The sequence below is a fragment of the Spirillospora sp. NPDC048911 genome, from assembly GCF_043198015.1.
Lineage (GTDB): Bacteria > Actinomycetota > Actinomycetes > Streptosporangiales > Streptosporangiaceae > Spirillospora.
In genome coordinates this window covers 202837-227268 of sequence record NZ_JBICUD010000015.1, presented here as the reverse complement: position 1 = coordinate 227268, position 24432 = coordinate 202837, and the positions used below count along the sequence as shown (strand labels likewise).

Annotated in this window: 23 protein-coding genes and 1 pseudogene; 19 read left to right on the top strand and 5 right to left on the bottom strand. The window is 67.5% G+C overall.

All coding sequences use genetic code 11. The features are described 5' to 3' along the window. Positions 1–71: 71 nt before the first annotated feature. Complete coding sequence (locus tag ACGFNU_RS47085) at positions 72–3149, bottom strand: hypothetical protein (protein WP_392603248.1); 3078 nt, start codon at positions 3147–3149, stop codon at positions 72–74. Between the two features lie 1502 nt (positions 3150–4651). On the opposite strand from ACGFNU_RS47085, the gene ACGFNU_RS47080 reads away from it, so the two are divergent. Then, entirely contained in the window at positions 4652–5419 is a 768-nt protein-coding gene (locus ACGFNU_RS47080; protein WP_392603247.1) for a hypothetical protein, read from the top strand. A 71-nt stretch (positions 5420–5490) separates the two neighbouring features. Here ACGFNU_RS47080 and ACGFNU_RS47075 read toward each other — a convergent pair whose 3' ends face one another. Further along, on the bottom strand, positions 5491–5862 hold the full coding sequence (locus tag ACGFNU_RS47075) for an STAS domain-containing protein (RefSeq protein WP_392603246.1): 372 nt from the start codon (positions 5860–5862) through the stop codon (positions 5491–5493). A 733-nt stretch (positions 5863–6595) separates the two neighbouring features. Between ACGFNU_RS47075 and ACGFNU_RS47070 the strand changes: the two genes are divergently transcribed. Next, on the top strand, positions 6596–6772 hold the full coding sequence (locus tag ACGFNU_RS47070) for a hypothetical protein (RefSeq protein ID WP_392603245.1): 177 nt from the start codon (positions 6596–6598) through the stop codon (positions 6770–6772). 346 nt (positions 6773–7118) lie between these two features. Then, the gene (locus ACGFNU_RS47065) at positions 7119–7289 is read left to right on the top strand and encodes a hypothetical protein (RefSeq protein ID WP_392603244.1); all 171 of its coding nucleotides are present in this window, start codon (positions 7119–7121) and stop codon (positions 7287–7289) included. 119 nt (positions 7290–7408) lie between these two features. Here the strand turns inward: ACGFNU_RS47065 and ACGFNU_RS47060 are convergent, their stop codons facing one another. Further along, a complete protein-coding gene (locus ACGFNU_RS47060; protein ID WP_392603243.1) occupies positions 7409–8191 on the bottom strand; it encodes a TetR/AcrR family transcriptional regulator in 783 nt (260 codons plus the stop codon). A gap of 316 nt (positions 8192–8507) precedes the next feature. Between ACGFNU_RS47060 and ACGFNU_RS47055 the strand changes: the two genes are divergently transcribed. From ACGFNU_RS47055 to ACGFNU_RS46995, 13 genes and pseudogenes are all read left to right on the top strand, one after another. Continuing rightward, entirely contained in the window at positions 8508–9365 is an 858-nt protein-coding gene (locus ACGFNU_RS47055) for an ATP-binding protein (RefSeq protein WP_392603242.1), read from the top strand. A gap of 55 nt (positions 9366–9420) precedes the next feature. Next, positions 9421–10260, top strand: a complete 840-nt coding sequence (locus ACGFNU_RS47050; RefSeq protein ID WP_392603241.1) for a GAF and ANTAR domain-containing protein — start codon at positions 9421–9423, stop codon at positions 10258–10260. 120 nt (positions 10261–10380) lie between these two features. Then, on the top strand, positions 10381–11148 hold the full coding sequence (locus tag ACGFNU_RS47045; protein ID WP_392603240.1) for a GAF and ANTAR domain-containing protein: 768 nt from the start codon (positions 10381–10383) through the stop codon (positions 11146–11148). A gap of 193 nt (positions 11149–11341) precedes the next feature. Then, positions 11342–11794, top strand: a complete 453-nt coding sequence (locus tag ACGFNU_RS47040) for an STAS domain-containing protein (RefSeq protein WP_392603239.1) — start codon at positions 11342–11344, stop codon at positions 11792–11794. Positions 11795–12142: 348 nt separating this feature from the next. Next, a complete protein-coding gene (locus ACGFNU_RS47035) occupies positions 12143–12457 on the top strand; it encodes a hypothetical protein (protein ID WP_392603238.1) in 315 nt (104 codons plus the stop codon). Beyond that, a pseudogene (locus tag ACGFNU_RS47030) lies at positions 12447–12530 on the top strand (hypothetical protein); the annotation flags it as partial. The gene ACGFNU_RS47035 and the pseudogene ACGFNU_RS47030, both read left to right, overlap by 11 nt. A 22-nt stretch (positions 12531–12552) precedes the next feature. Beyond that, a complete protein-coding gene (locus ACGFNU_RS47025) occupies positions 12553–12702 on the top strand; it encodes a hypothetical protein (protein ID WP_392603237.1) in 150 nt (49 codons plus the stop codon). Between the two features lie 771 nt (positions 12703–13473). Then, complete coding sequence (locus ACGFNU_RS47020) at positions 13474–13800, top strand: UBP-type zinc finger domain-containing protein (protein WP_392603236.1); 327 nt, start codon at positions 13474–13476, stop codon at positions 13798–13800. Positions 13801–14409: 609 nt separating this feature from the next. After that, positions 14410–15174 (top strand): acyl-CoA desaturase, encoded by a 765-nt coding sequence (locus ACGFNU_RS47015; protein ID WP_392603235.1) that lies wholly within the window; start codon positions 14410–14412, stop codon positions 15172–15174. Positions 15175–15250: 76 nt separating this feature from the next. Beyond that, entirely contained in the window at positions 15251–15835 is a 585-nt protein-coding gene (locus ACGFNU_RS47010; protein ID WP_392603234.1) for a hypothetical protein, read from the top strand. 192 nt (positions 15836–16027) lie between these two features. Beyond that, positions 16028–17101, top strand: coding sequence for a YbhN family protein (locus ACGFNU_RS47005; protein ID WP_392603233.1), 1074 nt, complete (start codon positions 16028–16030; stop codon positions 17099–17101). Further along, on the top strand, positions 17091–17579 hold the full coding sequence (locus tag ACGFNU_RS47000; RefSeq protein WP_392603232.1) for a DUF6328 family protein: 489 nt from the start codon (positions 17091–17093) through the stop codon (positions 17577–17579). The genes ACGFNU_RS47005 and ACGFNU_RS47000 overlap by 11 nt, the downstream gene beginning before the upstream one ends. A 343-nt stretch (positions 17580–17922) precedes the next feature. Beyond that, positions 17923–19023 carry a fatty acid desaturase family protein gene (locus ACGFNU_RS46995; RefSeq protein ID WP_392603231.1) on the top strand — a complete coding sequence of 367 codons (1101 nt, stop codon included), beginning with the start codon at positions 17923–17925 and terminating at the stop codon, positions 19021–19023. A 188-nt stretch (positions 19024–19211) separates the two neighbouring features. Here the strand turns inward: ACGFNU_RS46995 and ACGFNU_RS46990 are convergent, their stop codons facing one another. Then, on the bottom strand, positions 19212–19649 hold the full coding sequence (locus tag ACGFNU_RS46990) for a hypothetical protein (protein WP_392603230.1): 438 nt from the start codon (positions 19647–19649) through the stop codon (positions 19212–19214). 771 nt (positions 19650–20420) lie between these two features. Between ACGFNU_RS46990 and ACGFNU_RS46985 the strand changes: the two genes are divergently transcribed. Next, the gene (locus ACGFNU_RS46985; protein WP_392603229.1) at positions 20421–21494 is read left to right on the top strand and encodes a YihY/virulence factor BrkB family protein; all 1074 of its coding nucleotides are present in this window, start codon (positions 20421–20423) and stop codon (positions 21492–21494) included. A gap of 197 nt (positions 21495–21691) precedes the next feature. Next, positions 21692–22606, top strand: coding sequence for a LysR family transcriptional regulator (locus ACGFNU_RS46980; RefSeq protein ID WP_392603228.1), 915 nt, complete (start codon positions 21692–21694; stop codon positions 22604–22606). A gap of 97 nt (positions 22607–22703) precedes the next feature. Here ACGFNU_RS46980 and ACGFNU_RS46975 read toward each other — a convergent pair whose 3' ends face one another. Beyond that, positions 22704–22898 carry a CsbD family protein gene (locus ACGFNU_RS46975; protein WP_392603227.1) on the bottom strand — a complete coding sequence of 65 codons (195 nt, stop codon included), beginning with the start codon at positions 22896–22898 and terminating at the stop codon, positions 22704–22706. 1242 nt (positions 22899–24140) lie between these two features. Between ACGFNU_RS46975 and ACGFNU_RS46970 the strand changes: the two genes are divergently transcribed. After that, a complete protein-coding gene (locus ACGFNU_RS46970; RefSeq protein ID WP_392603226.1) occupies positions 24141–24410 on the top strand; it encodes a hypothetical protein in 270 nt (89 codons plus the stop codon). Positions 24411–24432 lie beyond the last annotated feature (22 nt).

Genomic DNA, 24432 nt, shown 5'->3' with positions numbered 1-24432 from the left:
GGTTCCGCGAAGGACCGTGCGCCTGTGACGGTCTTCTTGTTGAGTTCGGCTTCGGGTCAGAGCCCAGGTGCCTAGGTGCATTCGACGGTGATGTCGGTGATGTTGGCGTCTTCGATGGTGCCGCTGGCGTTGGCGATGGTGCATATCTGCGCAGGGTTGGTGGGTTGTTTGAGAACGCGCACCTGGTAGGTGTTTCCGCTGACGATCGGGTGGAAGCTGAAGCTGAAGAAGCCATTGCGGGGTTTGATGCGCGCGGTGGGTGAGCCGAAGCGGTTGTGGGCGGTGAGCTCTAGTTCGAGTTGCCCGATGGAGGCCAGGCCCGTGACGATTCCGCCAACGGTGTAGACGGGGCTTTCGGCGAAGTCTTCGAGGTGGTAGGGCTGGGTGACCGCTACGGTGTCGTCGATCCGCAGCGACACCGGCACGCCGTCGGTGGTGGTGCCCCACATGCTGAACAGCTTGAGGGTGTACGGGCCGGGTTTGCCGGTGGAGAAGATGTTGTGGGCGGGCGCGTCGAACTCCAGCGTGCCCTGTCCAGGGGTGAGGGTGGCCAAGGCGCTCACGGTGGTGATGAAGGTGCCGTCTTGGGCATACAGCTTGGCCACCGCTTCGATGTCGATCGCGGCGGTGCCGTCCACTTCGACTTCGATGATCAGTGCTTCGTAGGGCAGCCGGTCCATGTGCTCGGCGTGCGCGCCGTGGTCGCTGGTACGGCCGGTCAGCAGAAATGGCGGACGTTGGAAGTCGGTGTGGGAGTAGGCGGCGGTGGTGTAGGCCGGGCCGCGCGCCAGGCTGGTGCCGGTCGCGACATCTTCGATCATCAGGCTGTCGAGCAGGTATGGGCCGTCGTGGCCGAGGGCGGCCAGCAGGGCGCCGTCGAAGGTGAGTGGCGTGGTCTGCGGGCCGGGCTGCAGATGCTGGTCGGTGCAGATCTGTTCGATGGTCGTTCCGGCGCTGTCGGTGAGGGTGCCGAACAGGCGGTAGGCGGCGGCCACGTCCACGTTCAGCCCGACGTCGATGACGAGATGGTCGTACCGGCCGTCGGCGTCGGTGTCCAGGCCATGATCGGAGAACATGCCGGAGAACGTGGTGCCGCTCGGCACGACGCTGATCACCAGCGGCTGCTGCCGGGCGAAGGCGGGGCTGTCGCCCTCGGCGATGACCACGGCGGCGTACAGGCCGATGAGTGTGGTGTCGGTGAACAGTCCAGTGTGCTCCCCGCCGCCGCCGGTGTCGTCGTCGGTGAGGACGATGTCGGTGATCGCGCCGTCGGGGTGGACGACGAGCGCCCGCATGGCCGCGCCGGTGATCGGTAGGCCGTCGGCCGTCACGGTCGCGGCGATCGTCACCGGAGCCCCGGCCAGGTAGACCTCTGCGTCGGCTCGTGCCTGCATGACCACCCCGGCGCCGGGTGGCAGGTGGGCGAGCACGGCGACACCATAGGTGGTGTCCGATGGTTCGCCGGTGCCCGATACCTCCAGGGTCCAGCGGCCGGTCTCGGGATCGCGCAACTGGTATCCGGTGTAGTAGAACGGCCCGGTGTCCAGGAGCGGAGAATGGACGACGGCGGGGTCGGTCAGCGGGGTAGCGGCGTCGATGCGCCGTCCGCTGGGGCTGACGAGCTCCACGCCCGGCAGGTCGGCTTCCACGCTTGGCGGGTCACCGTCCAGGACCACATAGAACAGCGCCGTGTCGACAGCGTCGATGACAACGGTGTGGGACCCGACCTCGCCGCCGGGTGGGACAACAGCGGTGTCGGACACCACGCCTTGCAGGTCGGCGACGGCCTCTGCTTCCCGTGCCTGACCGATCGCGGCGTCAGCGTCGCTCACGGGTGCCGGTGGTGCGGTGAGCCTGGTCAAGTAGAGCGGGAACAGCCGGTCCACGATGCTGGGGTAGTGACGCAGGCAGGAGTGGTTGGTCAGGTGCGGGGAGCGGCGGCTTTCTGAGTCGCCGGTCGAGGCGTGTCCTAGTTCCGCGAGTGCGTAGGGCAGCGCCTGCACGCTTGTTTCCTCGACGAATTCATCGTTGGGGCCGAACAGTGAACTCCAAGCAAGCGCGGTCATCGAATCGTAGACGCTGGAGTAGGCGACGTAGCGGGTCTGGGTGTTGCGCACCGAGCACAGGGCGTTGTAGGCCAGCATCCGGATCCTGAGCATCTCCGCGATGCTCTGGGCGCTCAACGCCTTGCCCCACCAGGCCGTCGACATCAGCATGAACGCTCCGAAGCTGCCCTGGTTCGGTGTGGCCAGCATGACCAGCGTCTCGACGTCGTTGTGGTCGCGCACGTAGTGCCGTGTGTCGATACCTCCCTTGTCATGGCCGATCACGTTGATGCGCTCGACGCCGAACCGGTTCTTCAGGTCGGCCACCGCCAGCCCGATCGCCGCGGCATTGGTGGCGATGGTGCCGCCGCCGCCGAGTTCAGGGGCGTAGGAGGCCACATCTCGCGCCGCCAGGCCGTCAGCCCAGGCGGTGCCCGGCCCCATCTCGGCGGCGTCGAGGTTGCGGGCGCTGGAGTACCAGCCATGGACCAGCAGGAAGGGACGCCAAGCCAAGCCCGGCTCGTCCTTGGGTTCCAGAGCAAGCCAGTCGACCTCCAACGAGATGCCTAGGCCGCTGTGGATGTTGCCGGTGAACTCAAAGGAGATCTCGTTGGGTCGGGGCTCGGGTCGCTGTCCGCACCGTCCCGTCGGACTTTGCCCCACGCAGGGGTCGGCGGGAAAGCGCACGTCCTGCACGCCGACGTCCAGCGTGAACACCTGCCAGCCAGAGCCTCCGGCACCGAAGTGAAGACCGAAGTCGCCCTCCAGGCTGCCGAGCGACCGCACGCCGCCGCCGGTGCCCAGGGTGTTGTTGACAAAGACCTCGACATTGACGTTGTCGCGTCCCAGCTTGCCGCCGGCATCAGAGCCCGTAATCCTGGCCACGATGGTGAGCAGCAGCTTCTCGGCCAGCGTTTCCTGGGCCAGATGGTCCTGCACCTTGGTCAGGAATCCGTCCTCGTCGACCGACCCGACGCAGCGGGTGGTCGCAAGCTCGACGGTGACGATCTGACCCGACGTCAAGATCGGCTGAACACCGAAATCCTCATCGGCCACAAAACAACTCTCGCTTGCCGACTTGACCTCGATACCTGAACTGCCCATGGCGACCTCCGTCGCACCGGCACGGCTGACGCTCACATCCATGCCGGCATGGCGTGAGTGGAACACCTGACACGATCCGTGCAGACCGCTCGTGTCGGCCAGAGAAAGCCGGAAGGAGACCTTCGGCTCATTTAACCCGTTGATCAGCCCGAACGCTCACGGGTGCGCCGGGCCTTCCTGCTCCTCTGCCTACGCCTCCTGGCCACGTCCTGCATAGAGCCACGCCCATATCGGCCACACCTTTCCTCGCCTCGGCACACCCGCCACCGGACTCAATCCAGAAGCCAAAGCTTCAGCCGACGGTGCCCACGGCACTTCCGATGGTGTCCGCAACGGAGTCGACGGCACCTTCGACAAGGTCATCGGCGTTGGCCGGTGCCGCGGCGGGCGACGTGGTGGGCGACGGCGTCGACGCCGGGCCGGGCGAGCAAGGTGGGGGTATCGGTGCCGTCTTCGGCTTCGTGGGTGAGGGCTGAGTGCCGCAGCTGCTGCAGGGTCCACCCGTCGCACGGGGCGAGCTCGGCACGTGCCCGGCAGGCGGGGTGCGGTGGTGGATGGCGGCGGCCACGTCGCGGGCGGCCGGACCGGGCACGGCCAGCGCGGCCTTCAGCCCGGAGAGGTTCCACGCTTGGACGCCGAGACGAGGCTGATCGACCGGGCGGCGGCCGGTGCGTCCAACAAGAGGAAGGGCACATGGCGTGCGGGCGGTGTAGGTCAGTGGCGCGAGGATCTCGTCGGTGATGATTCGTACGTCGTGCGGTCGGCGAGCGCGGCGACTGCCAGCAGTTCGTGGTCGGTGAACACCGTTCTGGCACGGCGCCGACGCAGGTCGGTGAGCGTGTAGGCGGTAAGGGGGATTCTAGTGCGGTCGGGTATGGGACAGACCTTTCTAGGCGGGCCAAGCGGAACCGAGGATGCGCTACCTCGCCGGATGCGGCTCATCAATCGATGTCCGTCCAACCGTCCGCTCTGCTGTCTGCCCCGCCTGGCCTGCTGCCTCGTTGGGTCATCGGACCCCTCCGTTCGTGATAACTCGTACACAATCACCCGAGTTGCCGTGCGTCCGGTGGCCAACCAGTCGCCGCGAGCCGGGGTTGCCGACGTGTGGGTGCCTGGCGCTTGTGTGAGGCGGACTGGTGGATGAGTGTGGTGTCTATGAGTGATGGGCAGTTCCACGGTGAGCTCTTGGTGATTTTGCGGGATACGAACGTTGAGCTTCTGGTGGAGTTGGAGCAGGGGGCGCTGCGGGCGGCTGCGCTGTGTGCTGGCTCACGGCAGTTGTGCCTGGAGGCTGCCGAGTTGCGTACCGCTGCCGTGCGGCAATGCCGTCACCAGTCTGTCGACGCCGCATCGGGTCGGGTGCCTGGTTAGAGGCTTGTGTGGCCGGTGTTGGCAGAGGCCTGTCCCCAGGGCACATATTGGGAAGGGCAAGGAGTCGGCCGGGCCTGGGCACGCGCCGGGCCGATCACCGTTGGCGATCGGCTGGATGGGCGGTTGGAGGGGTGTTGGTTGTGCTGGATGAGCGGCAGGTCGCTGAGATCGCGGGGTTGCTGGAGGAGTTGGCGTCGAGTCGGCCGCAGGATCGGTTGAGTCCGGCGGCGGCGCGGATGGCGGCGCTGCTGCGTGAGCGGCTTGCGGCGGCCCCACCCGCGGAGACCGAGCCCGCGGAGACCGAGCCCTCGGAGACCAAGCCCTCCGAGACCGGGTCCGCGAAGACTGGGAGGGTTGCTGCGATCGTGGCGGGGTGGCGGGAGGCATGTCTGGACCGGGACGATGCCGCCCGGGTCCGGGATGAGGCCGCTAAGGGCCGGGACCTGCGGGCGCGCGAGCGTGATCTGCGCGCTCACAATCGGGACGCGGCCAATGAGGTGGCCGATGACGTGGCGGCGGCGGCCGACCGGCGGACGCACGATGTGTTGTGGGCGGCCGAGTTGCGGGACCAGGCTGCGGTCCGGCACGCCGGGCAGTCTGAGTGCGATGCGGTCGGTGTGGATGATCCGGTGGCGCGGGGGCAGGCGGAACTGGCTCGGGAAGCCGACCGGGATCAAGCCGAGGCTGATCGTGTGCTGTTGCGGCAGGAGTTGGGGTTGATGCGGGCGGCATTGGCGGTGGCTCGGAGCGGGCGGCGGGGTGCTCGTCGGGATCGACGGGCGGCCGCTGAGGATCAGAAGCGGGCGCGGGTGGACCGGCAGCACGCGGCTCAGGATCGGCAGGCGACGCAGGCCGAACAGGATCAGGCCGTCATCGAGGCCGAGCAGGCCGAGGACTGAGGCGCCTCGATCGACGAACCAGGCCGATCCGGACCCCATCGCGGTCGCCGTCTTGCGCGGTGTGAGTGTGGTCAGTGCTGGGCCAGGGCCAGCGCGAGCGGTGTGTCGACCACGCGCAGGAACCGGTTCAGCCCGGTGGTCTCCAGCATCCTGATCAAACCGGATCCGGGACGCAGCAGCACCAGTTGGCCGCCTGCGGCGACGGCCCGTTTCCACAGCCGGATCAACGCGTTCAGGCCGGAGGAGTCGCAAAAGGTCAGCCGGGACATCTCCAGTGCGATGCGGGGCGCGGTCCGCGCGTCGATCAGCGCACCGATCTGGTCCCTCAGCGCCGGGGCGGTGACCAGATCCAGGTCCCCGCCGACCTCCACGATCTGCCACCGGTGGGCCGGCCTGATGTTGACGTTCAACCTGGATGCCAGTGGATCCTGGGCCGCGGCCATGCCACCCGCCTCTTCTCCGCCTGGTTTCGCTGGAACCTGGGGGTGTGCCCAGAAAAGCCGGGGCCAGTCCGGCCCTCCAATTCCTGCCGTCCGACCCCGGTGAGACTCGATTTTCTCCGCCGCCGGAGCACGCCGCGCCGCCGGAGCACGCCGCGTCCGAGGAATAGGGCCGCGTGAAACACGGCGGGTGGAAACGCCCGACTTCGAACCCCATCCCGCTCATGATCATTTCCTGTGTCAGGGCGATTTCACGTCGAGGGCGACCAGAGCAGATGATGCGCATGAAGCAGTGGTGGGCCGAGCAGCAAACCGCACGATAGCAAGCGCACCAAACAGGCCGGCCGCCCCCAGACCGGCCCCGGCATGACCGCCTGAGTCTGCAGGCGGCACTCACCGCAGGCATTGCGGGCTGGCCGCGGTCGCCGTCACCCTGACGATGGCGGTCTTGATCCTGGTGTTTTTGGCCGTCGCTTACCTGCTGCAGGGCACCTGGACCATGGCCGCCGCGCTGATCAGCGCCGGAACGGTCTTGCCAGTGCCGCTGGCCACCATCGGCGCCGTGGCACTGAAGCCACTGCCCCGCACGGCGGCTGCAGGAGTCGAGGCGAGCCCCCAGCGGTCTGGGTGGTGCGCACGTCGCGGGGGTCCGAGGGCGCGGCGATGAGTTGACGCCTGGTAGAGCGCATGATCCGGGCGGTCAAGGCGGGTCGGTTTCTTCAAGTAGGCGCTCAAGGTGAAATTGCTCAAGGCCTCCGCAAGGTACCGGGCATTTACCAATGCGCGCGGTCCGATCACCGACAACGAGCACGCGTTCACCCTCGAAGAAATGATCGCCCTCGTGACCGAACTCGTCGACACCGAAATCAGCGAGGATACCGCGACGGCGCTCACCCATGACGACCATAGTTGAGGAACCTGCGGACAGTCGTGGCACCGAGAATGATCTGGTATCTCATGCGAACGGCCAGTGGAGTTGGGGTTCCCGTCGCCGGCCGATCGGGTTGCCGGTCAAATCCGACGCTCACGAGCCCGACGCTGAAAAGCTCGCCGTCGGCCACCAGGAGTACGGAGCGCCTTGATGACCTCTCCCGCCATGCCTGCGCTGGAACGGGTCCGCAAACATCTCGCGCGGCACCGGGGCAGGAGGCCCTGTATGTGCCCAGCGTCATCGCCGAGGCCGTCCAGGTGCTGATCGAGTTGCAGGAGGTAGCCGAACGGCACGGCGTGGCCCCCGATTCCACGCCACCGGCCCAGGGGTGTGGATCCGTCCGGACGCCGACTGGCAACTGGGCGCCAACACCGAACGCACCGCGCCGCTGTCAATCTACGCCCCCGCTACCGGTGACGGCGCCCGCGAGGTCGCCCAGTTCCTGCACGGCCTCCTTCACCGACGCATGGCCGATCCGTTCCTCGGCCCCTGGCGATGACGTGGCATCCATCGGCGCGCGAGGTGAGGGGGCGAAGTATCGGATGCCGACAGTCCTGGTCAGCCGGTGGCGCGGCGACGGCGGCGGGCCTGCCCCACTCCGCCGCGGCTGGCGAGCGATCATCGTCGGCGAGGGTCTTGCGCATGACGCCAACCGAGACCTTCTGCTGTCGAGCAGCTGTCGAGGAGTTGTTTCGACAGGCTTGTCAGGAGGATGTCCAGGCCTTTCTGGAGTTCGAGGGTGCCGTCGTAGTTGGCCAGCGTGGAGGCTAGGGCGCGGGTGTGGGGGAATTCTCTGAGTGGCAGGTGGTGCAGGCCCAGGCGGAGCACATCGTCGGTCTCATCGGGATTGACGATCAATTCCTGGGCCTGGTTGAGGATGTGGCCCTGCAGGAAGCCGAAGAAGAGCCGATAGGCGTGCAGTGCGGCCGCCGGGGAGAACCCGGCCGCTATGAGCAGAGCCAGGATGCCTTCCAGCGGGCGGACGGTACCCAGCGGGCGCAGCCCCAGCGGAGTGGCCAGGGGCCTGGTGACCATCAGCGGCACCATGTGGGGGTGGGCCCGTGCGATCTCGCAGTAGCGTTCGGCGGTGTGGCGCAGGGCCTGTTGCCAGGCGTCGCCGTTGAGGGCGGGAATGGGCAGGTCGGCGAGCAGGCGTTCGGTGACCGCGTCCAATAGTTGCGCCTTGGTGGCGGCGTGGCGGTACAGGCGCATCGGATCGCGGTTCAGGGCCCGTCCGAGCCGCCGCATCGACAGTGCTTCGACGCCTTCGGCATCGATGATCGCCAGCGCCATGGTGAGCACGGCGGTGCGCCTGAGCGGTTCGCCCTTGGGCGCGGGGGCGGGGAGCGTCGTGGAAGCCGCCGACGCAGACCGTCGGTTGGCGGTGGCGCGGTCGTGCATCTGGGCCCCCTCGTTTCCTCAGGGTGTGCCTGCCGGGGGCTCCCCCACCCGCGGACCTATTTCGAGGCTGCTACAGCGTAGCGCTTCAGTATAGCTCCATCGGTGCGGACGGCGCTGGGTCCGCAGTTCCAGCACTCCAGATCTGCCGATTGTTGATGGGACCTGGGCTTTGGTTGGGGGATGCTTGCGAAGGGTAGGGACTTGGACGTCCAGTGCCCCGATGGCGATGTTGTGCGTTGCGGGGTTTGCTGGATGGTGGCTCCGGTCCCTGGCTCCCGTTTGGTCTGTGGAAGTGTCCAGCGCCGCTGGGGCCGTGATGGATCACGATGAGCTGAGCCGGTTGCCGTCGCAATCGGAGCTTGCTGATATGGCCGAGGGGACCGTGCCCGGGGCGGGTATCGATGCCGCTTTGCGTGCCGGCTCGGCAGATGCTGGCTTGACGGTAGTGGAGGATTCGGGCGGCGGGTGGCGGCTGGCGCTCGACGCTGAGCAGTTGTGGCTGCTGTCGAAGGCCGCGGACCTGGCGGGGATGAGCGTGGCCGGGTATGTGCGGCGAGCGGTGATCGAGCGCGCTGAGCGCGACCGGATCGCGATGGAGGCGTCCTGGGCGGCGAGCGCGGCGGGAGGGGCGCGGGCCGGGGTGCCTGCGGGTATGGCGCGGCTGGGCCGGTGGTGGCTGTCGGGCACGGCCGCGGCGGCGCAGGCGCGCAAGTTGGTGCGCTGGGCCTGGTCGGACTGGGGGCTGGATGGGCTGGCCGATGATGGCGTGGTGATGGCCAGTGAGTTGGTTGCCAATGCGGTGCTGCATGGTGGCGGTACTTCTGTGGTGCTGTGCCTGGGCAGGGCTGCGGACGGTGGAGAGGGGGTGTGCGGTGTCGCTGACGGAAGTCCGGTGGGGCCTCGGCCCGCGCGGGCGGCTGTTGATGAGGAAGGCAAACGCGGTCTGGCGTTGGTAGCGGCGCTGTCGCATTCCTGCGGGTGGTACCGGCTGTCACCCGGGAAAATGGTGTGGTTCTCTCAGCGTCCGGCCAGGATGGCCGGGCAGAGCCTGGCCGTTGCAAAGCGTGCGACAGCAGGCGCGGCTGCCGCGGTGTTCCCGGCGGGGTGCGGCAGTCCGCATCCTGTGCTCGGCGACATGCTGGGCGACTGGTGCGCTCGCGGCGGCATACGGTGAACGACGAGTCCGCTGGCCAGCGGGCTCGGTGAAACAGGCAGGCGGTCAATGACCGGTGATCGGCGACGACAGAACGGCGGTGTGGGCGCACATCAGCGCCCTCGCTCGCGGCCGTGGACAGCCGATGTCGCCACAGGACGCCTGCTTGGCCTGCGTGGGTGCTCTGCGGATGTCCGGGGCCGGATTGTCGCTGGTGCTTGACCGGCATGCGGACGATGGGGAGCGGCTGGCTGGCAAGCCCGGTCGCCTGGAGCCGCTGCACGCGGTGGGTGAAATGGGACTGCGGCTGCTGGAGGCCGAGCTGACCAGCGGAGACGGACCATGCCTGGAAGCCGTGCGCACGGATGAACCGGTCTTGGCCGAGGACCTGTCAGACCACGACTGCCAGCGGCGATGGCCGATGTTCACCGCCATGAGCCAAGCCGATGACGTGCAGGCGGTCTTCGCCTTCCCGCTGACACCCCAGACGGCACCGATCGGGGTCCTTGTACTGTGCCGGGACCGACCGGCCACACTGACAGCTCACCAGCACACGCAAGGACTGCTGTTCGCCGAGGCGGCGATGGCGCTGTTGCTGGACGCCAGCTTTGACCTCATCCAGCATCCCGCCTCCCAGCCTCTTGTACCCGAACAGGACGTCACCGCGACGTACGGAGCCGCTGCCCTGGACTTCACGCTGCCCGCCGGCGTGCTCGCACTGGGCCCGCAGGTCCACCAGGCCGCCGGAATGGTGTCGGTTCAAATGGACTGTTCACCCAGCGACGCTCTGACCGTCCTGCGGGCCCATGCGTTCGCACACGATGAGCCCTTGACGCAAGTCGCTCGCCAAGTCGTGGCAAGAATCCTGCGCTTCACCACGGACCCTCCCCCACGTCCTGAGGCGGCGCGCCCATAGCGCTGGGTAAATGCGCGGAAACCGGCCCTAGCATGATCAGCTGATTGCGTCGTGTTGTGGCGAGCCATTACCCGGTCAGGGGCAGTTCCGCCGTCAGCGCACACGGCGTATGGTCTGGGCATGGAGACCGACCCGTCCCGGGCATCGGAACGGCGGGTCGCCCAGGCGTTCGTCGCGCTGGCCGACACGCTGGTGACCGGATTCGACATCATCGAATTCATGCAGGAGCTGGCCGAAGGATGCGTGCGCCTGCTCCAGGTGAACGCGGCCGGTCTGCTGGTCACCGACCAGCAGAACAGGCTGCGGCTCGTGGCCGCTTCCAGCGAGCAGTCCCGGCTCGTTGAGCTGTTCCAACTGCAGAACGAGCAAGGCCCCTGCCTGGATTGTTTCCGGTCCGGCCAACCGGTCCACTGCGCCGACCTGGCCGGGCCCCAGGCCGCGCGCTGGCCGCAGTTCGCCGACCAGGCCCGCACCTGCGGGTTCGCCGCCGTGAGCGCGCTGCCGATGCGGCTGCGACAGGACACCATCGGCGCGATGAACGTGTTCCGCACCACCCCGGGTGCGCTACCGCCCGACACCATCGCTCTGGCCCAGGCGATGGCCGACATCGCCACCATCGCCCTCCTGCAAGAACGCACCATCCGCGAAGGACAGGCCCTGTCCGAACAACTACAGGCCGCGCTGACCAGCCGGGTCATCATCGAACAGGCCAAGGGTGTGCTGGCCGAACGCCACGACTACTCCATGGAACAAGCCTTCACCGCTCTCCGCAGATACGCCCGCGACCACAATCACCGGCTGAGCGACCTGGCACACTCCGTGGTCTCCCGCACCATCGACACCGCCGCCCTGAGCCCCGATACGCCTGGCAACCCGTCAGACCACTGACCGATCTCATCTGATCAAGCCACCGAACTTTCGGCCAGGTCCGTGTATCACGGTCAGTACACAAAGCCATTGCATCAGGTGCAGGTTCACCGATCCCATCCTCCCCGACAGCACAAGCCGTAGACTACGTTTCACAGTCATACGTGCACAGTCAGTAGCACCCCAGGGTGCTTGAGCAGCATCGCGATCTTCCATGTCGTCCAGCCCCCGCGACATCTGCGATCAGCCACCGGGCCGCACGCCCGGCGGCCCAGCGATCCACTCCTCCGGGACCACCGCCATGGAAGCACTGCACCTGACCACCACCGAACGCGGGCACACGATCACCATCGCCGTGTCCGGAGAACTCGACATCAGCACCATCGACCAGCTGCGCGAACACATCCGCCGAATAGTCCAGACAGCCCGCATCAGACACGATGTCCCCCGCTACGACTGTCACGTGCACGTCGATCTCGATGGCCTCTCATTCGTCGACGCCAGCGGACTCGGCGCCCTGATAGCCATCCACACCAACGCCCACGACCGGGGCGTCGCCCTCGCCTTCACCCGCATCCCGGCCCACCTGCACCGGATCTTGACCATCACCGGCCTGCACGAGCACCTCACCAGCCCACCTGCGAACCGCCCACCGCCCACCTCCTGACACAGGCGACGCCCGCCCATCCAAAGAGCTCGAATTCTCGCCCGAAACGAAGGCTTCCCGGCCCCGGCCGACGCCGGAGCACTCGTTCGTGTGCTCCCTTGTCACACTCCGTCTCGCTGTCCGCGCGCAGCAACCGTGACCTTGGCAAAGGGCGCGGCGGAGGCGAACGGCGATCTGAACACGGCGTTCAGCGAGGATGCGGCACCGGTCCTGTTCGCCGGCGGCCCCCAACCGCTCAGCGACGATGTCGGCGGGCGGCACACGCGATGGCAATGCCTTCATATTCGGCGACCTTTGATGGCCTCTAGAAGGGAATGGCCGTCGGGGTGGGAGTCGTCGCCGATCGGCATGACTCAATGGTCGACCGCCGTGATAGCCGACCTGCTCGGCATCCCCGAATCCGACCGGGAGTCGGTCCTGCACAAACGCCACCCCGGCGGCGACCTGCTCAGCAGGCTCGCCGGCTCCCGCGCCGACGACGCCCTCACTCGGGACGAAATGATCTCCACGGCGATCCTGTTGTTCGGTGCCGGATTCGAGACCACCACCAACCTGCCGGGCAACGGCCTGAACGCTCTCCTGCGCCATCCCGACCAGCTCGCCGGCCTGCGCGCCGACCCCTCCCTCATCCCCGACGGCCGTCGAGGAACTCCTGCGCTATGACGGCCCCGTCCAGATCGACGCGCGGACCGTCCTGGAACCGGTCACCCTTCACGGCGTGCATCTGCCCCCTGGCCACATGGTCGTCACCCTGCTGGGTGCCGCCAACCACGACCCCCCGCCGTTTCACCGACCCCGGCCGCCTGGACGTCACACGCACGCTCGGCCCGGTCGAGGACGGCAGGTCGTTCAGCAGCCGGACGGCCCTGACCCGCTTGGACGGCCGGATCAGCACCGAGGCGGCCTGACCGACCAGGTCCAGCAGGTTGTCGACCTCACCGACCAGAGGATGCGCGGCGGTGTCGAGGCGTCCGGCGCCTCCTTGACACTTTGGACATCCTCCATCTGGGCCCTCGGCCTGCCACCTGCTCCCTGACACCGGTACTGACGCCGCTGCGGTGCAGTGCGTACAGCAGGTCTTCGGTGGCGATGTTGCCGGTGGCGGTAGGTGCGATGGGGCATCCACCGAACCCGCCGGTGCTGGCGTCCAGTATGTCGGCGCCCTCGTCCGCGGCCGTGAGGCATTGGCGTAGCCGGTGTTGCGGGTGTTGTGGAAGTGGAACCGCACCGTATGCCGGGGGCGGCCGCGCGTAGCCGGCATCGATGATCCCTACGCGCAGTGCCCCGGTGGTCTCGGCGGCTCTGCGGGCGATGGTGGCGGCCCGGTCCACGTGCGCCAGGATCTGGCGTGCTTCGACCAGGAACAAACGCGTTCCTTCTATCCCGAATGGAATGGCTCCGCCGGGATTGCGACCGGTGAAGGTATCCGACCTAGTCCAGGCAGGACGATCCATCAGCGTCTATGTCCAGTTTGGACCGCGAGAGGCTGCCTGGCAAAGGCCGCATCTCGCCCGGCCGGACGAACGACACTCTGAGTGGTCGCTGGTCGATCAGGTGGAGTGATAGGTCATGCGCAGGTTGCTCGTTTCCCCTGCGACGGCTCTGGCCTTGACTGAAACTGTTCGGCCGCGCCGTCCCCAATCCGGAGTTCGGCGCTTCCACCACGAGAGGGGGTTGCCATGATTCCCGACCCGAGCATGCTCGGCGGAAAGGTGACTCTGAGTCCGTCCTCGATGAGTGTGAACGGGTCGGCGCCACGCTGTGAGCATCTCGACGGGCTCGTTCCGGTGGCACCGCGATCGGACGACTGCCGGGAGTGCCTGGCCCAGACGGACGGATGGAAGGCCCTTCGGCTCTGCCTGACCTGCGGCTGGGTGGCCTGTTCCGATGATTCACCCAACCAGCACGCCAAGGCGCACTACGCCGAGACCGACCACCCGATCGCCGGCAGCATGGAGCCTGGATCACGCTGGAGATGGTGCTACGCCCACCAGCGGCAGGTATGACTACGCCGCTCTCGCCGGCGCATGGCTGTCCAGCGTTCTGCCGGCCCTGCTCGGCTGAGGCCCCGCGTCTGAGCGCCAGGAGACGCCTCCCCAGTGAAAGGCTCATTTCCTCGGCGGGTAGCTGGCATGCCACGGCGGCGGCGCTGGCAACGCTGCGGGGTGAGGTGATCGGTTCCGGAGATGGGCCTTGCGCGGATTCCCGGTTTCCCCGATCTGGCCGGTGACCTTGACTGAAGGGTAGCCAGCCCACTGCTGGGGGGCTGTGCCGATAGTTCCGGGGCCGCTGTGCGGTTCTTGATCGCGGGGCGGTCCCGGGCGCGATGAAGGACGATGAAGGACCATGCATGAGCACCACTCAGGAAACCGCCCCTCGTTCGGCCTCCAGGGCCAGAACGCCCGGTCCCCCCTATGACGGGGTCTCTCCCTTCCCGGTCCCGATCGGTGGGCCGACGTCCCCACCCAGGATTCACCGGCTGCAGGTGGTGTTGACCGGAGCCATCGTGGTGGTGCCGTTTGCCGTGCTGGTGGCCGGTGTGTGGCTGGGCTGGGGCCACACGGTCATCCTCACTGACATCGTGTTGGCCCTGGTCTTGCTACATGGTGACCGCGGTGGGTGTCACGGTGGGATTCCACCGGTTGCTCACCCATCGCAGCTTCACCGCTCGCCGCTGGCTTCAGATCACGCTGGCGATCGCCGGGTCGATGAGCTTTCAGGGCAACGTGATCGAGTGGGTCGCGGTCCACCGTCGCCACCACGCGTTCACCGACCGCCCAGGCGACCCGCATTCTCCCTACCGATATGGCACCGGTCTGAGGGGCCAACTGCGTGGCCTCGCGCACGCGCACCTGGGCTGGATGTTCAGAAACGACCCCACCCCGGCAGCGCGCTACGCGCCCGACCTGCTCGCCGATCCCGCCATGGTCAGGGTCGCACGCGCCTTCCCCGCACTGTGCGTGGTGTCGTTGGCGGTGCCGTTCGTGGCCGGCTGGGCATTCACCGGCACCTGGACGGGAGCGTTCACCACGTTCGTGTGGGCCGGGCTGATCCGCGTCGCCCTGCTCCAGCACGTCACCTGGAGCATCAACTCGCTATGCCACATGATCGGCCACCGCCACCACCCCACACGCCGCCACGACCGATCAACCGACCTGTGGCCACTGGCGCTCCCCTCGCTGGGCGAAAGCTGGCACAACGGCCACCACGCCGACCCGACCTGCGCCCGGCACGGCCGCGAACCCGGCCAGATCGACCTGTCCGCCGACCTCATCGGGCTGTTCGAACGCCTGGGCTGGGCCACCGACGTGCACTGGCCTGACTCCACCCGCCGACAACGGCTTCACCACCGCAGCAGACACCATGACCAGTCACCGTGACCAGCGCGGCGGCCAGACAGCAGCGGTCGGAGTCGACCGGCTTCAGCCGTTCTCGGAGCAGGCCAGGAGTGAGTTCATGAGGGAGTTCACAAGCGATGAGTTCACGGGCGAGGACTTGTGCCTGCCTGCCCCGCCACCGGAAATGGTGCACGCTGCCAGGGACTATCTGACGCCGCAGTACGCCAGCGGCATCGATGCGGTGCTGTGGGAGATCATCGCTCATCCGCTGCCCGACCTGGACGCCATCGACGCGGTCAACACCGCGACGGCGCGCGCGCAGGCAGGCACCGGCGAGCATCCCGAGCCGATGGCGGTGGCCGCCGCCCTGGTGGTCCTGAGAGCGGTCCGGCTGGAGCTGGACCAAACCGAGGCGAGGCTGCTGAACACCGCGCAGTCCTCCGGCCTGGACTGGCAACAGATCGCCGCCATCCTGGACCTGAGCGCCGAACAAGCCGAGGAACGCCACCGGCGACTCAAGCCACGCCTGGACGAACCCGCCGCCGACATCAACCCACCCCGCTTCGGCCCGCCACGGCACCGGCCCAGAATCGCAATCCACAAGCGAGACTCGTCGCAACGACCACCCCGCTGCCCGCCCGCTACAACCAGTCAGCCCGCAACGTGGGACGAGCCTGAGGACGAGGCATGGCAGCCATGGTGACCCCCCGGCGTTGTGGCCAGTGACATCCATGAGGACCATCAGAGGCGGTGGCCCGTGCCCACACCCCGGACCTGAACAGTGCTACCAACGCAAGGAAGCAGCACCGGACCCCGGGCCCAACCCCAGGCCGAGTTCCGGAGCGGATGCCATCCGCTCCCGGTAGGAGGGCGGGGCCGTAAGCGTCTGTGGTCGGTGTTGTCGATCGTGGTCGTGGCGGCGCTCCTCGGGTTCGGGTTGCCGCAGCTCGCCTCGTATCAAGCCGTGTGGGTGGATCTGGGAACCATGCCCTGGCCGCGGACCATCCTGGTGGCCTGCGCCGGAGTGGCGAACCTGGTCGCCTCCTGGGTCATGATCGTGACCCTCCTGCCGTCGCTGCGGCTGCGTCAGGCGGCGGTGCTCAACCTCGGCCCCACAGCGGCGGCCAACACCCTGCCTGCCGGAGAGGCCGTCGCCCTGGGCATCAGCTGGGCGATGCTGTCCAGCTGGGGCATCAGCACCAAGCAGTACGTGCTCTACACGCTGCTGTCAGGAGCCTTCAACACCGGTGCCAAACTCAGCCTGCCGATCGTGGCGCTGGCCGTCCTCGCCCTGGCCGGCGAGTCCAATACCGGCCTCACCGTCGCCGCCGTCACCGGCCTGGCCCTGCTCTTCCTCGGCGCAACAGCGCTCTTCACAGCCTTGCACACCGACACCAGCCGCGCGCAACACCACCTGCAGCGGCTACTGACCATCGCGCTGCGCCGGATGCACCGGCCCGCCTCCTGGCAGCTGGGTCCGGTGCTCGCCGATTTCCATCAGCAGACCCGCGCGCTGCTGGCCGCACGCGGTGTACGGATCCTGCTGGCCACCGCCACTGCACACCTGTCCATGGCGCTGGTCTTGCTCACTTGCCTGTACGCCAGCGGCGTCACCCAAGCCCAAGTGCCCTGGCCGACCGCACTGGCCGCCTTCGCCTTCGCGCGACTGCTGTCAGCCCTGCCCATCACCCCCGGCGGCCTGGGCGTCGTCGAACTCAGCCTCACCGGCTTCCTGGCCATCGGCCTGGACGGCCCCACCATCACCAAGGTCACCGCCGCCGTACTGCTGTTCCGAGCCATCACCTACCTGCTGCCGATCCCGCTGGGCGCCGCCGCCTACCTCACCTGGCGCAGCCAGGCCCGTAACGGCACCGAGCAGAGGCCGCGGCCCACGCCTGATCTGCCCGACGCCGACGGGACCGGCCCGGCGGCCATGCGCACCACCATGGAGTCTCGCGATGAGTGTTGATCAAGGCCCCGCCCGCAGCGCCTCGCCCGGCGAGACCCCGGCCGAACGCGCCGACCGCAACTTCGTCGAACTCCTTCAGGGGTTCCGGGTCGCCGTCACCGGCGTCCAAGTGCTGTTCGCCTTCCTGCTCACCGTCCCGTTCGCACCCGGATTCGCCAAGGTCGCGGCAGCCGACCGCACCCTGTTCTATGTCGCGTTGACCTCCGCCGCGTTCGCCTCCATGTTCTTCATCGCACCCGTCGCCCAGCACCGCATCCTGTTCCGCCAGGGACTCAAGGAACCCCTCGTCCAACGGGCGAACCTGTACGGCATGATCGGCACCCTCGCACTGGCCATCTCGATGAACGCCGCCACCCTCATGGTCATCGACTACCTGTTCGCCGGACCATTGCCCATCATCACCGCAGTCGCCACCACCGGCCTCGCCACCTGGCTGTGGTTCATCGAACCCATCGTCCTCCGCGCCAAAAACGCCTGACCTTCAGTGAGCCTCCCCCGTTCTCCGGACACCAGCCATCACCAGCACCGATCGGCTTCCGGCGAGACTCACCCCTCTGAACGGCTCTGGTGAGAGCGCCCATGCGGCTGAGGCCAGCTGGGTGATCAGGGCCGGAGATAGGTCTTGCTCGTATTGCCGGTTTCCCCGGTTCCACGGGTGGTCTTTGCTGGGAGAGATCCGATCGGATCTGGAGCGGTGATCGTTGTGCTTGAGGCGTCGTCGTGGGAGTAGGCCTCACGCCGGCCACGACCCCACAGCCGGTCGGGTGTCGAACGCGGTGCTGCTCAGGGGAACAGGCCGCAATCCAGCGGAGGACAGAGCGGTGACCACAGCCCGGCCCCAGACAGAGCCCACCGATGCCGAGGACCCGGGTGTCGAGGCGTGCCCCCAGAGCGGGCCCTCGGGCGCAGGCCGAGGCAGCGACTACGCGGTGCTGTCCAGGAAGGTGAGGCGAGCGGGGCTGCTGGACCGGCGGCCCGGCTACTACCTGGGCAAGATCGGATCGAATCTGCTGCTTCTGGCCGCCGGATGGACCGCGTTCGCGCTGATCGGACGGTCATGGTGGCAGCTGCTGGTCGCCGTGTTCCTCGCGGGGGTGTTCACCCAGACGGCGTTCCTGGGCCACGACGCCGGACACCAGCAGATCTCCAAGTCCAAGCGCGTCAACGTGCTGCTCGGCCGGCTCCACGGGGACCTGCTGGTCGGGCTCAGCCTGAGCTGGTGGGTCTCCAAGCACAACCGGCATCACGCCCACCCCAACCAGGTCGACCGGGATCCTGACATCGCCGACGGCGCGCTGGCCCTCACTCCGGCCGTTGCCCGCGCCCGCTGTGGACCGGCAGCCTGGGTGGCCCGCCACCAGGCCTGGCTGTTCTTTCCGATGCTGCTACTGGAGGCGTTCAACCTGCATCTGGCCGGGGCGCGGGCGTTGCTGGTCCGGACAACAGGGCCCCGCACGCCCAGGCTGATGGAGGCGAGCCTGCTGACCGCCCACCTGGGCGGCTATGGCACCGCCCTGTGGTGGGTGCTCTCCCCCGCGCAGGCAGTGTGCTTTCTTCTGGTTCAACAAGGACTGTTCGGGCTGTACATGGGCTGTTCCTTCGCCCCCAACCACAAGGGCATGCCGATCTTCACGACCAACCATCAGATCGACTATCTGCGCCGGCAGGTCTTGACAGCTCGCAACATCCGTGGCGGCCGCATCACCGACTTCGTCTTCGGTGGTCTGAACTACCAGATAGAACACCACCTGTTCCCGTCCATGCCACGGCCCAACCTGCGCCGCGCGCAAAAGCTCATACGTGCCCACTGTGCCCAGCATGACGTCGCCTACTACGAGACCGGAATCCTGAGTTCCTACGCCCAAGTGCTCAGGCACCTCCACCGGGTCGGCGGACCCCTGCGTCCCGAACTCGAGTACTGACAAGGCCCCCGAGCGCGCCCCGGTCCCTGGTCGCCATGGCGGGTCAGCGGATGATCGGCCCAGCAGATGGGCCCTGCTCAGGTCGCCTGTTTCCAGGTGGACGACAACGGGCCTGACTGAGGGGTGATCGGCCGGGCCGTGGCCCGGCGTTCCGAATCGGTGTCGAGTCGTAGTCGGCCATGTCCGTGTCAGTCGTTCCTGGGGGTGTGAGGCAGATCGAGGGCCGTCCTGCTTGGCCGGGCGCCGTTCTGCGCGACGTGGCCAACGTGACCGTCGGCCTGTGCCTGGTCGCTGGTGCTGTCGGCGAGCAGGTCCTCGAACAAGATCCGGTAGTGGACCATGGCTTGCCGGAGTTCCTCGGTGGAGGCCTCCTTGCGTGCCGCGCGGACGCTGATGCCGTGGGCCTTGCGGTAGTGGTCGAGGGTGGGGGCGTGCTCGACCGACAGGTCGGCGACCCGCTGCTGGTACCTGCGCGTCTCGTAGCCGCGGTCGGTCATCACGCGCCACACGAGCCGGTCAGCGCCGGACAGGGCGTCCTCGGGGGCGTCGACGAAGTGTTCCTGGACGCGGGTCCACTCGGCGCGGTAGACCTCGCGTGCCGCCGGGGTCAGAGGGCGGATGTTCATCTCCGCGACACGGTTCTGCCGGCGATGCAGTTCTCGCTCTGCTTTACGTCGGGTTCCATGGTTCTCTACGGCGCGGCCGTATTCCGATCCGAATTGCAAGCGCAGTACTTTGCTTTGTCGCACGTTCCGCATGATCAGCACTGCACTCACAATGATCACGACAGCGAGGATGGAGACTAAAATCAAGTAAAAGACCATACCTCCAGATTGCCCGCGATGAATGACTCGAAACGCACGCTAAGGCTGTTTTCCATACGATTCTTGATCGTCCACTCTCTGTGTTTGATAATCAGTGAGAGAGATGAGGCATTCTCCGAATGGCCATCAACCCGCTCGGCCGCATGGGGTTGGTTAATGGTAAGGAGATTGCGCTGCCCGAAGCCCGATCAGTCCGGCCACATCCAGCGGGCATGCGGGCGTCAGCGGACCGGGGGACGTCGTCGGTTCGCGCGGACTGCAAGAAACACTGCCGTCGGACCACCACCGAGAGGCGACATCGCTGATCTGTTGTGATGATGACCGCTCATGAGATCGCTCCTTTCCCAACTGGGCGGATAAGAGTCGGCTGGGAGCATGAGACAGCAGAGGTCCACTGCCCAGATCTCGCCGTCCGGGCCGAGCACTCACGGCCACGCTAGACGGAGGGAGGGCACGGATGACCACGAGCGCCACTCCCCAGGCCCGGACCGTCCGGCAGAGGCGGGCAGCCCTGGTGAGCCGTCCAGACGACCCGTCGGGGCCAGCCGACGCAAGGACACCGATCGGCGGCTGGTGGGTGGATCCGGTGAGCGGAGCGAGGCCGCGCACGGCCACCGCACCACGAACGAGCAGGCCTGCTCCATGAACGTGATCGGTCGTATGGACGGCTTCCAGCAACGGCATCGCTGGGCCGGTCTGCCGCTCGCCGTGATCTACAAATTCGTCGACGACCAGGCCGGCTACCTCACCGCGCTGATCACCTATTACGGCTTCGTATCCCTGTTCCCTCTGCTGCTCCTACTCGTCACGGTCCTCGGCTTCGCCCTGCAGGACAATCCCACCCTGCAACAGCAGGTGCTGGACTCTGCCCTAGCCCAGTTCCCCGTCATCGGTGACCAGATCGGCGCCAACATCCACTCCCTGCACGGCAGCCTTCCCGGCCTCGTCATCGGCCTCATCGGAGGCCTCTACGGCGGCCTGGGCGTCGTTCAAGCCGCCCAGAACGCGCTCAACAAGGTGTGGGGCGTACCACGCAACTCCCGCCCCAACCCGATCAGAGCCAGACTCCGCAGTCTCGCGCTCCTCTCGGCCTTCGGCGCCGGAATCATCGCCACCACGGCTCTGTCCGCGGTGACCGCCATCGACGGCCCGTACGGAAACGGACTGCGCGTGACGGCGATCGTCATCGCCGTCGGGCTCAACGTCGCCCTGTTCGCCATCGCCTTCCGGATCCTGACCGCCCGCCCCCTCACCACCCGCCAGGTCGGCGCCGCAGCCGTCACCGGCGCCCTGGTATGGCAGACGCTGCAATGGGCGGGCGCCGTCCTGGCGGGACACACGCTCCGCGGCGCCACCGCCACCTATGGGCTGTTCGGCGTCGTCCTCGGCCTGCTCGCCTGGATCTACCTCGCCGCGCTCACCTTCGTGACGTGCGCCGAGATCAACTCCGTCCGCCTCCAGCACCTGTGGCCGCGCAGTCTCCTCACGCCCTTCACCGACAGGGTCGACCTCACCCCCGCCGACAAGCGCGCCTACACCTCCTACGCCGAGACCGAACGCCACAAAGGCTTCGAACGAATCGACGTCGACTTCCTCCATCGCGCACCCACCCAACAGCAGCCGCCCCCGGCCGACGACACCGAATAGCCGGCAGTCAGGCCCCAAGGGGCATGGTCCGCGCAACCGCGCCTGGGCTCTGTCCGCAGGATGGGACGCCAGCTGCCATAGAATGTGGATGAAGTCCCTTGCTTCCGGCATGGTTGCGGTGGATCAATCGCCCGGGACCTCGGCGACCTCCGGCGCCATGATCGGTGGTGGCGGTTCTCGGCCTTGGGGTGACCGGTATGGAGCTACGCCAGCTTCGCTACTTCGTGAGCTTGTCCGAGGAGTTGCACTTCGGGCGGGCCGCCGCGCGCGAGCACATCGTGCAATCGGCGCTCAGTCAGCAGATCCAGCGACTGGAGCGGGAACTGGGCGTCACCCTCATGGAACGCAGCACCCACCATGTCGCGCTGACCGCGGCGGGCGCGCGGTTCCTCATCGAGGCACGAAAGATCCTCGCGCAGGTGGAGCGCGCCACCGTGGTAGCCCGCAGCGCGACCGGCGCCTCTCCCACCCTGCGAGTCGGCATCATCGACTCCAGCTACGACTCGATGCCGCAGATCCTGCACGAGGTCCAGGCCCGCCACCCCCGTCTGACCATCCACCAGGTCGAGGCCAGCGTCCCCGAGCAATACCAGCAGCTCACCGACGGCCGCCTCGACGTCGGCATCGGCCGTGCGGCGGCCGCCCCACCACAGGTGACCTCTTTCCTGTTCCGCCGGGACCCGCTGGGAGTCCTGGTCCCCAGCGGACACCGGTTCGCCGCCATGGCCGCCGTGCCCGTCGCCGACCTCGCACGCGAACCGCTGCTGCTCGCCGAAGAGGCCCAAGCGCCCGAGTTCAACCAGTTCACGATCGAGATGTGCCGGACCGCGGGGTTCACCCCCACCGTCCACCCCGGAACGGTGGAGAGCATCCGCGCCGCCGCGGACCTCGTCGTTCAGGGCCACTGCCTGTACTGCGTGCCGTCATCCTGCATCGCCGCGCTTCCCGGGACCACCTGGCGGCCCCTCACCGAACCGGCATCCGCCTACCCGTGGTCGATCCTGTGGCGCGCCGAGGAGAGATCCGACCACGTACGCGCGATCGTCGACTGCGCACGGGCCATGTCCGAACGGCTCGGCTGGCTGACCGTCTCCGACGACGCGCTCATCTGACGTCCACCTGTCGTGCCGATGGCCGTGGTCTCGGCGGCGACGGAGCATGACCTTCGGCCGACCGCGTCGTGATGAGATGACCTCCACCATGCGACGGTCACCGTCTGAAGGTCTTGCGGACTTCCCTCGCGGCGTCTTTGGCCTGCTGGCCGACCTGCTTGGCGCCACCCTTGTATCGGCCGGCCTTGCCCTTGCCTTCAAGGGATCGGTTGCGGGTCTGCCGTCCCATGCGTTCGTTGCCGCGGCCCCTTGTGCGTTGGGTCTTGTTTCGGAACTTGTCCAAGAAACCCATGGCTCTTCCTTCGAGTTGGAGCTGTTCGAGCGACAACGAGCGACGCTGAGGTCGGCGAAGGAGCACGCGCGGAGCTGTCGTCCTCGTTCGCCTTCAGCCAAGTTCTCCTGTACCGGCTGGGAAACAGCCGATGGAGGAAGAGTCAATCTCCTGGGCCGATCACCGGTGCCCAGGAGTCATCACCGGCCTCACCCGCGAACTTCCGGACTCTCCATCACGATCGTGGGCTCCGCCGTGTTCGAGCTTTGTGCCGGCGGTGGTGGCCGTCTGGTTGCCCGGTTGGCGAGAGCGGTGGCCAGGAGCGTGGCGGCGCCGAATGCGGCCGTGGTGACCGCGAACGCGTGGGTGGTGTTCGGCGCCTGCGGGTGAGGCGAGGCTGAGGTCGAGGGCGCCGAACGCGGCCATGCTGATCGCTCCGCCGATCTGCATGGTGGTGGTGCTGAGATCTGCCCCGCGACGTCACCGGCGACAGCGCGACGGCGTACAGGCCGATGGTGCACTTGCGCTGGTCACCGACAAAGTTCAGCTGGATGCCGGTGAGTGTCTGGGAACATCAGCGCTGCGCCCAGGCCCCGCAGGACGCGAGCGAGGGCCAGCACGATCGGGTTGGGAACCAGGCCGCACAGCAGTGATGCCAGGCCGAACACGCCGGTCCCGAGCAGGAGGACGCGTCGGTAGCCGTAGGTCTGGCCGGAGCCGGGCACCGGTGATGAGCAGCCCGGCGAACGCGATCAGGTAGCCCTCGATGACCAGTTGCAACGCAGTGCCCGAGGCGCCGAGGTCGGTATGGATCGACGGCGTCGCGACGTTGGCGATCGTGGCGTCGACCTGGGCCATGAACGGTCCGACCAGCAAGACGGCCAGCAACCGGTTCGTGCTCGGTGACCGCGTCGATTTCATCGGGCCCTCTCGGTGCTGGACGGCTCGGCGCGGAACCGCCGCCCGCGATGGCGGTGACCCAGATGGAAGAGGTTGAGCGATCCAGGGCGATGAGGCTCATGACCGGTGTGCGTTCACCCCTGAGCCAAATCCACCTCGTACAACCCGGGGAACAGGCGAGCCCAGCAGGGGTCATCACGACAATCGATCACCGCGTTGGAGGTGGCTTATCAGCTGGCCTGATGGATCTTGCGCGAGCTGCCTGCTTCCGGCCGGTGAGGGCTCACGTTGACTGCCTGTGATCGGCAGGCTGCCGTTTGCCGTGCTGTCAGGACCAACAATCGCCAAAGCGAGGAGCTCGTCGTGATCCTTGTCACCGGGGCTACCGGCAATGTCGGCGGCAATGTTGTATCCCAACCTGTTCGCGCGATGACTCGAAATCCCCGATCGGCCGACCTGCCCGACGATGTCGAGGCCGTTGGCGGCATCCTCACAGCCCACGCCGCCATGGTGACGAACCCGGAACCGGTCACCTCCACAGTGGAACAGCTCACCCGAACCCCACCCCGCACGTTCCGGCAGTGGGCGACAAACCATGCCATCGTCTTCGGCGGCGGTCATCAGCCCGCGTGACCGAATGCGCCACGTACCTATT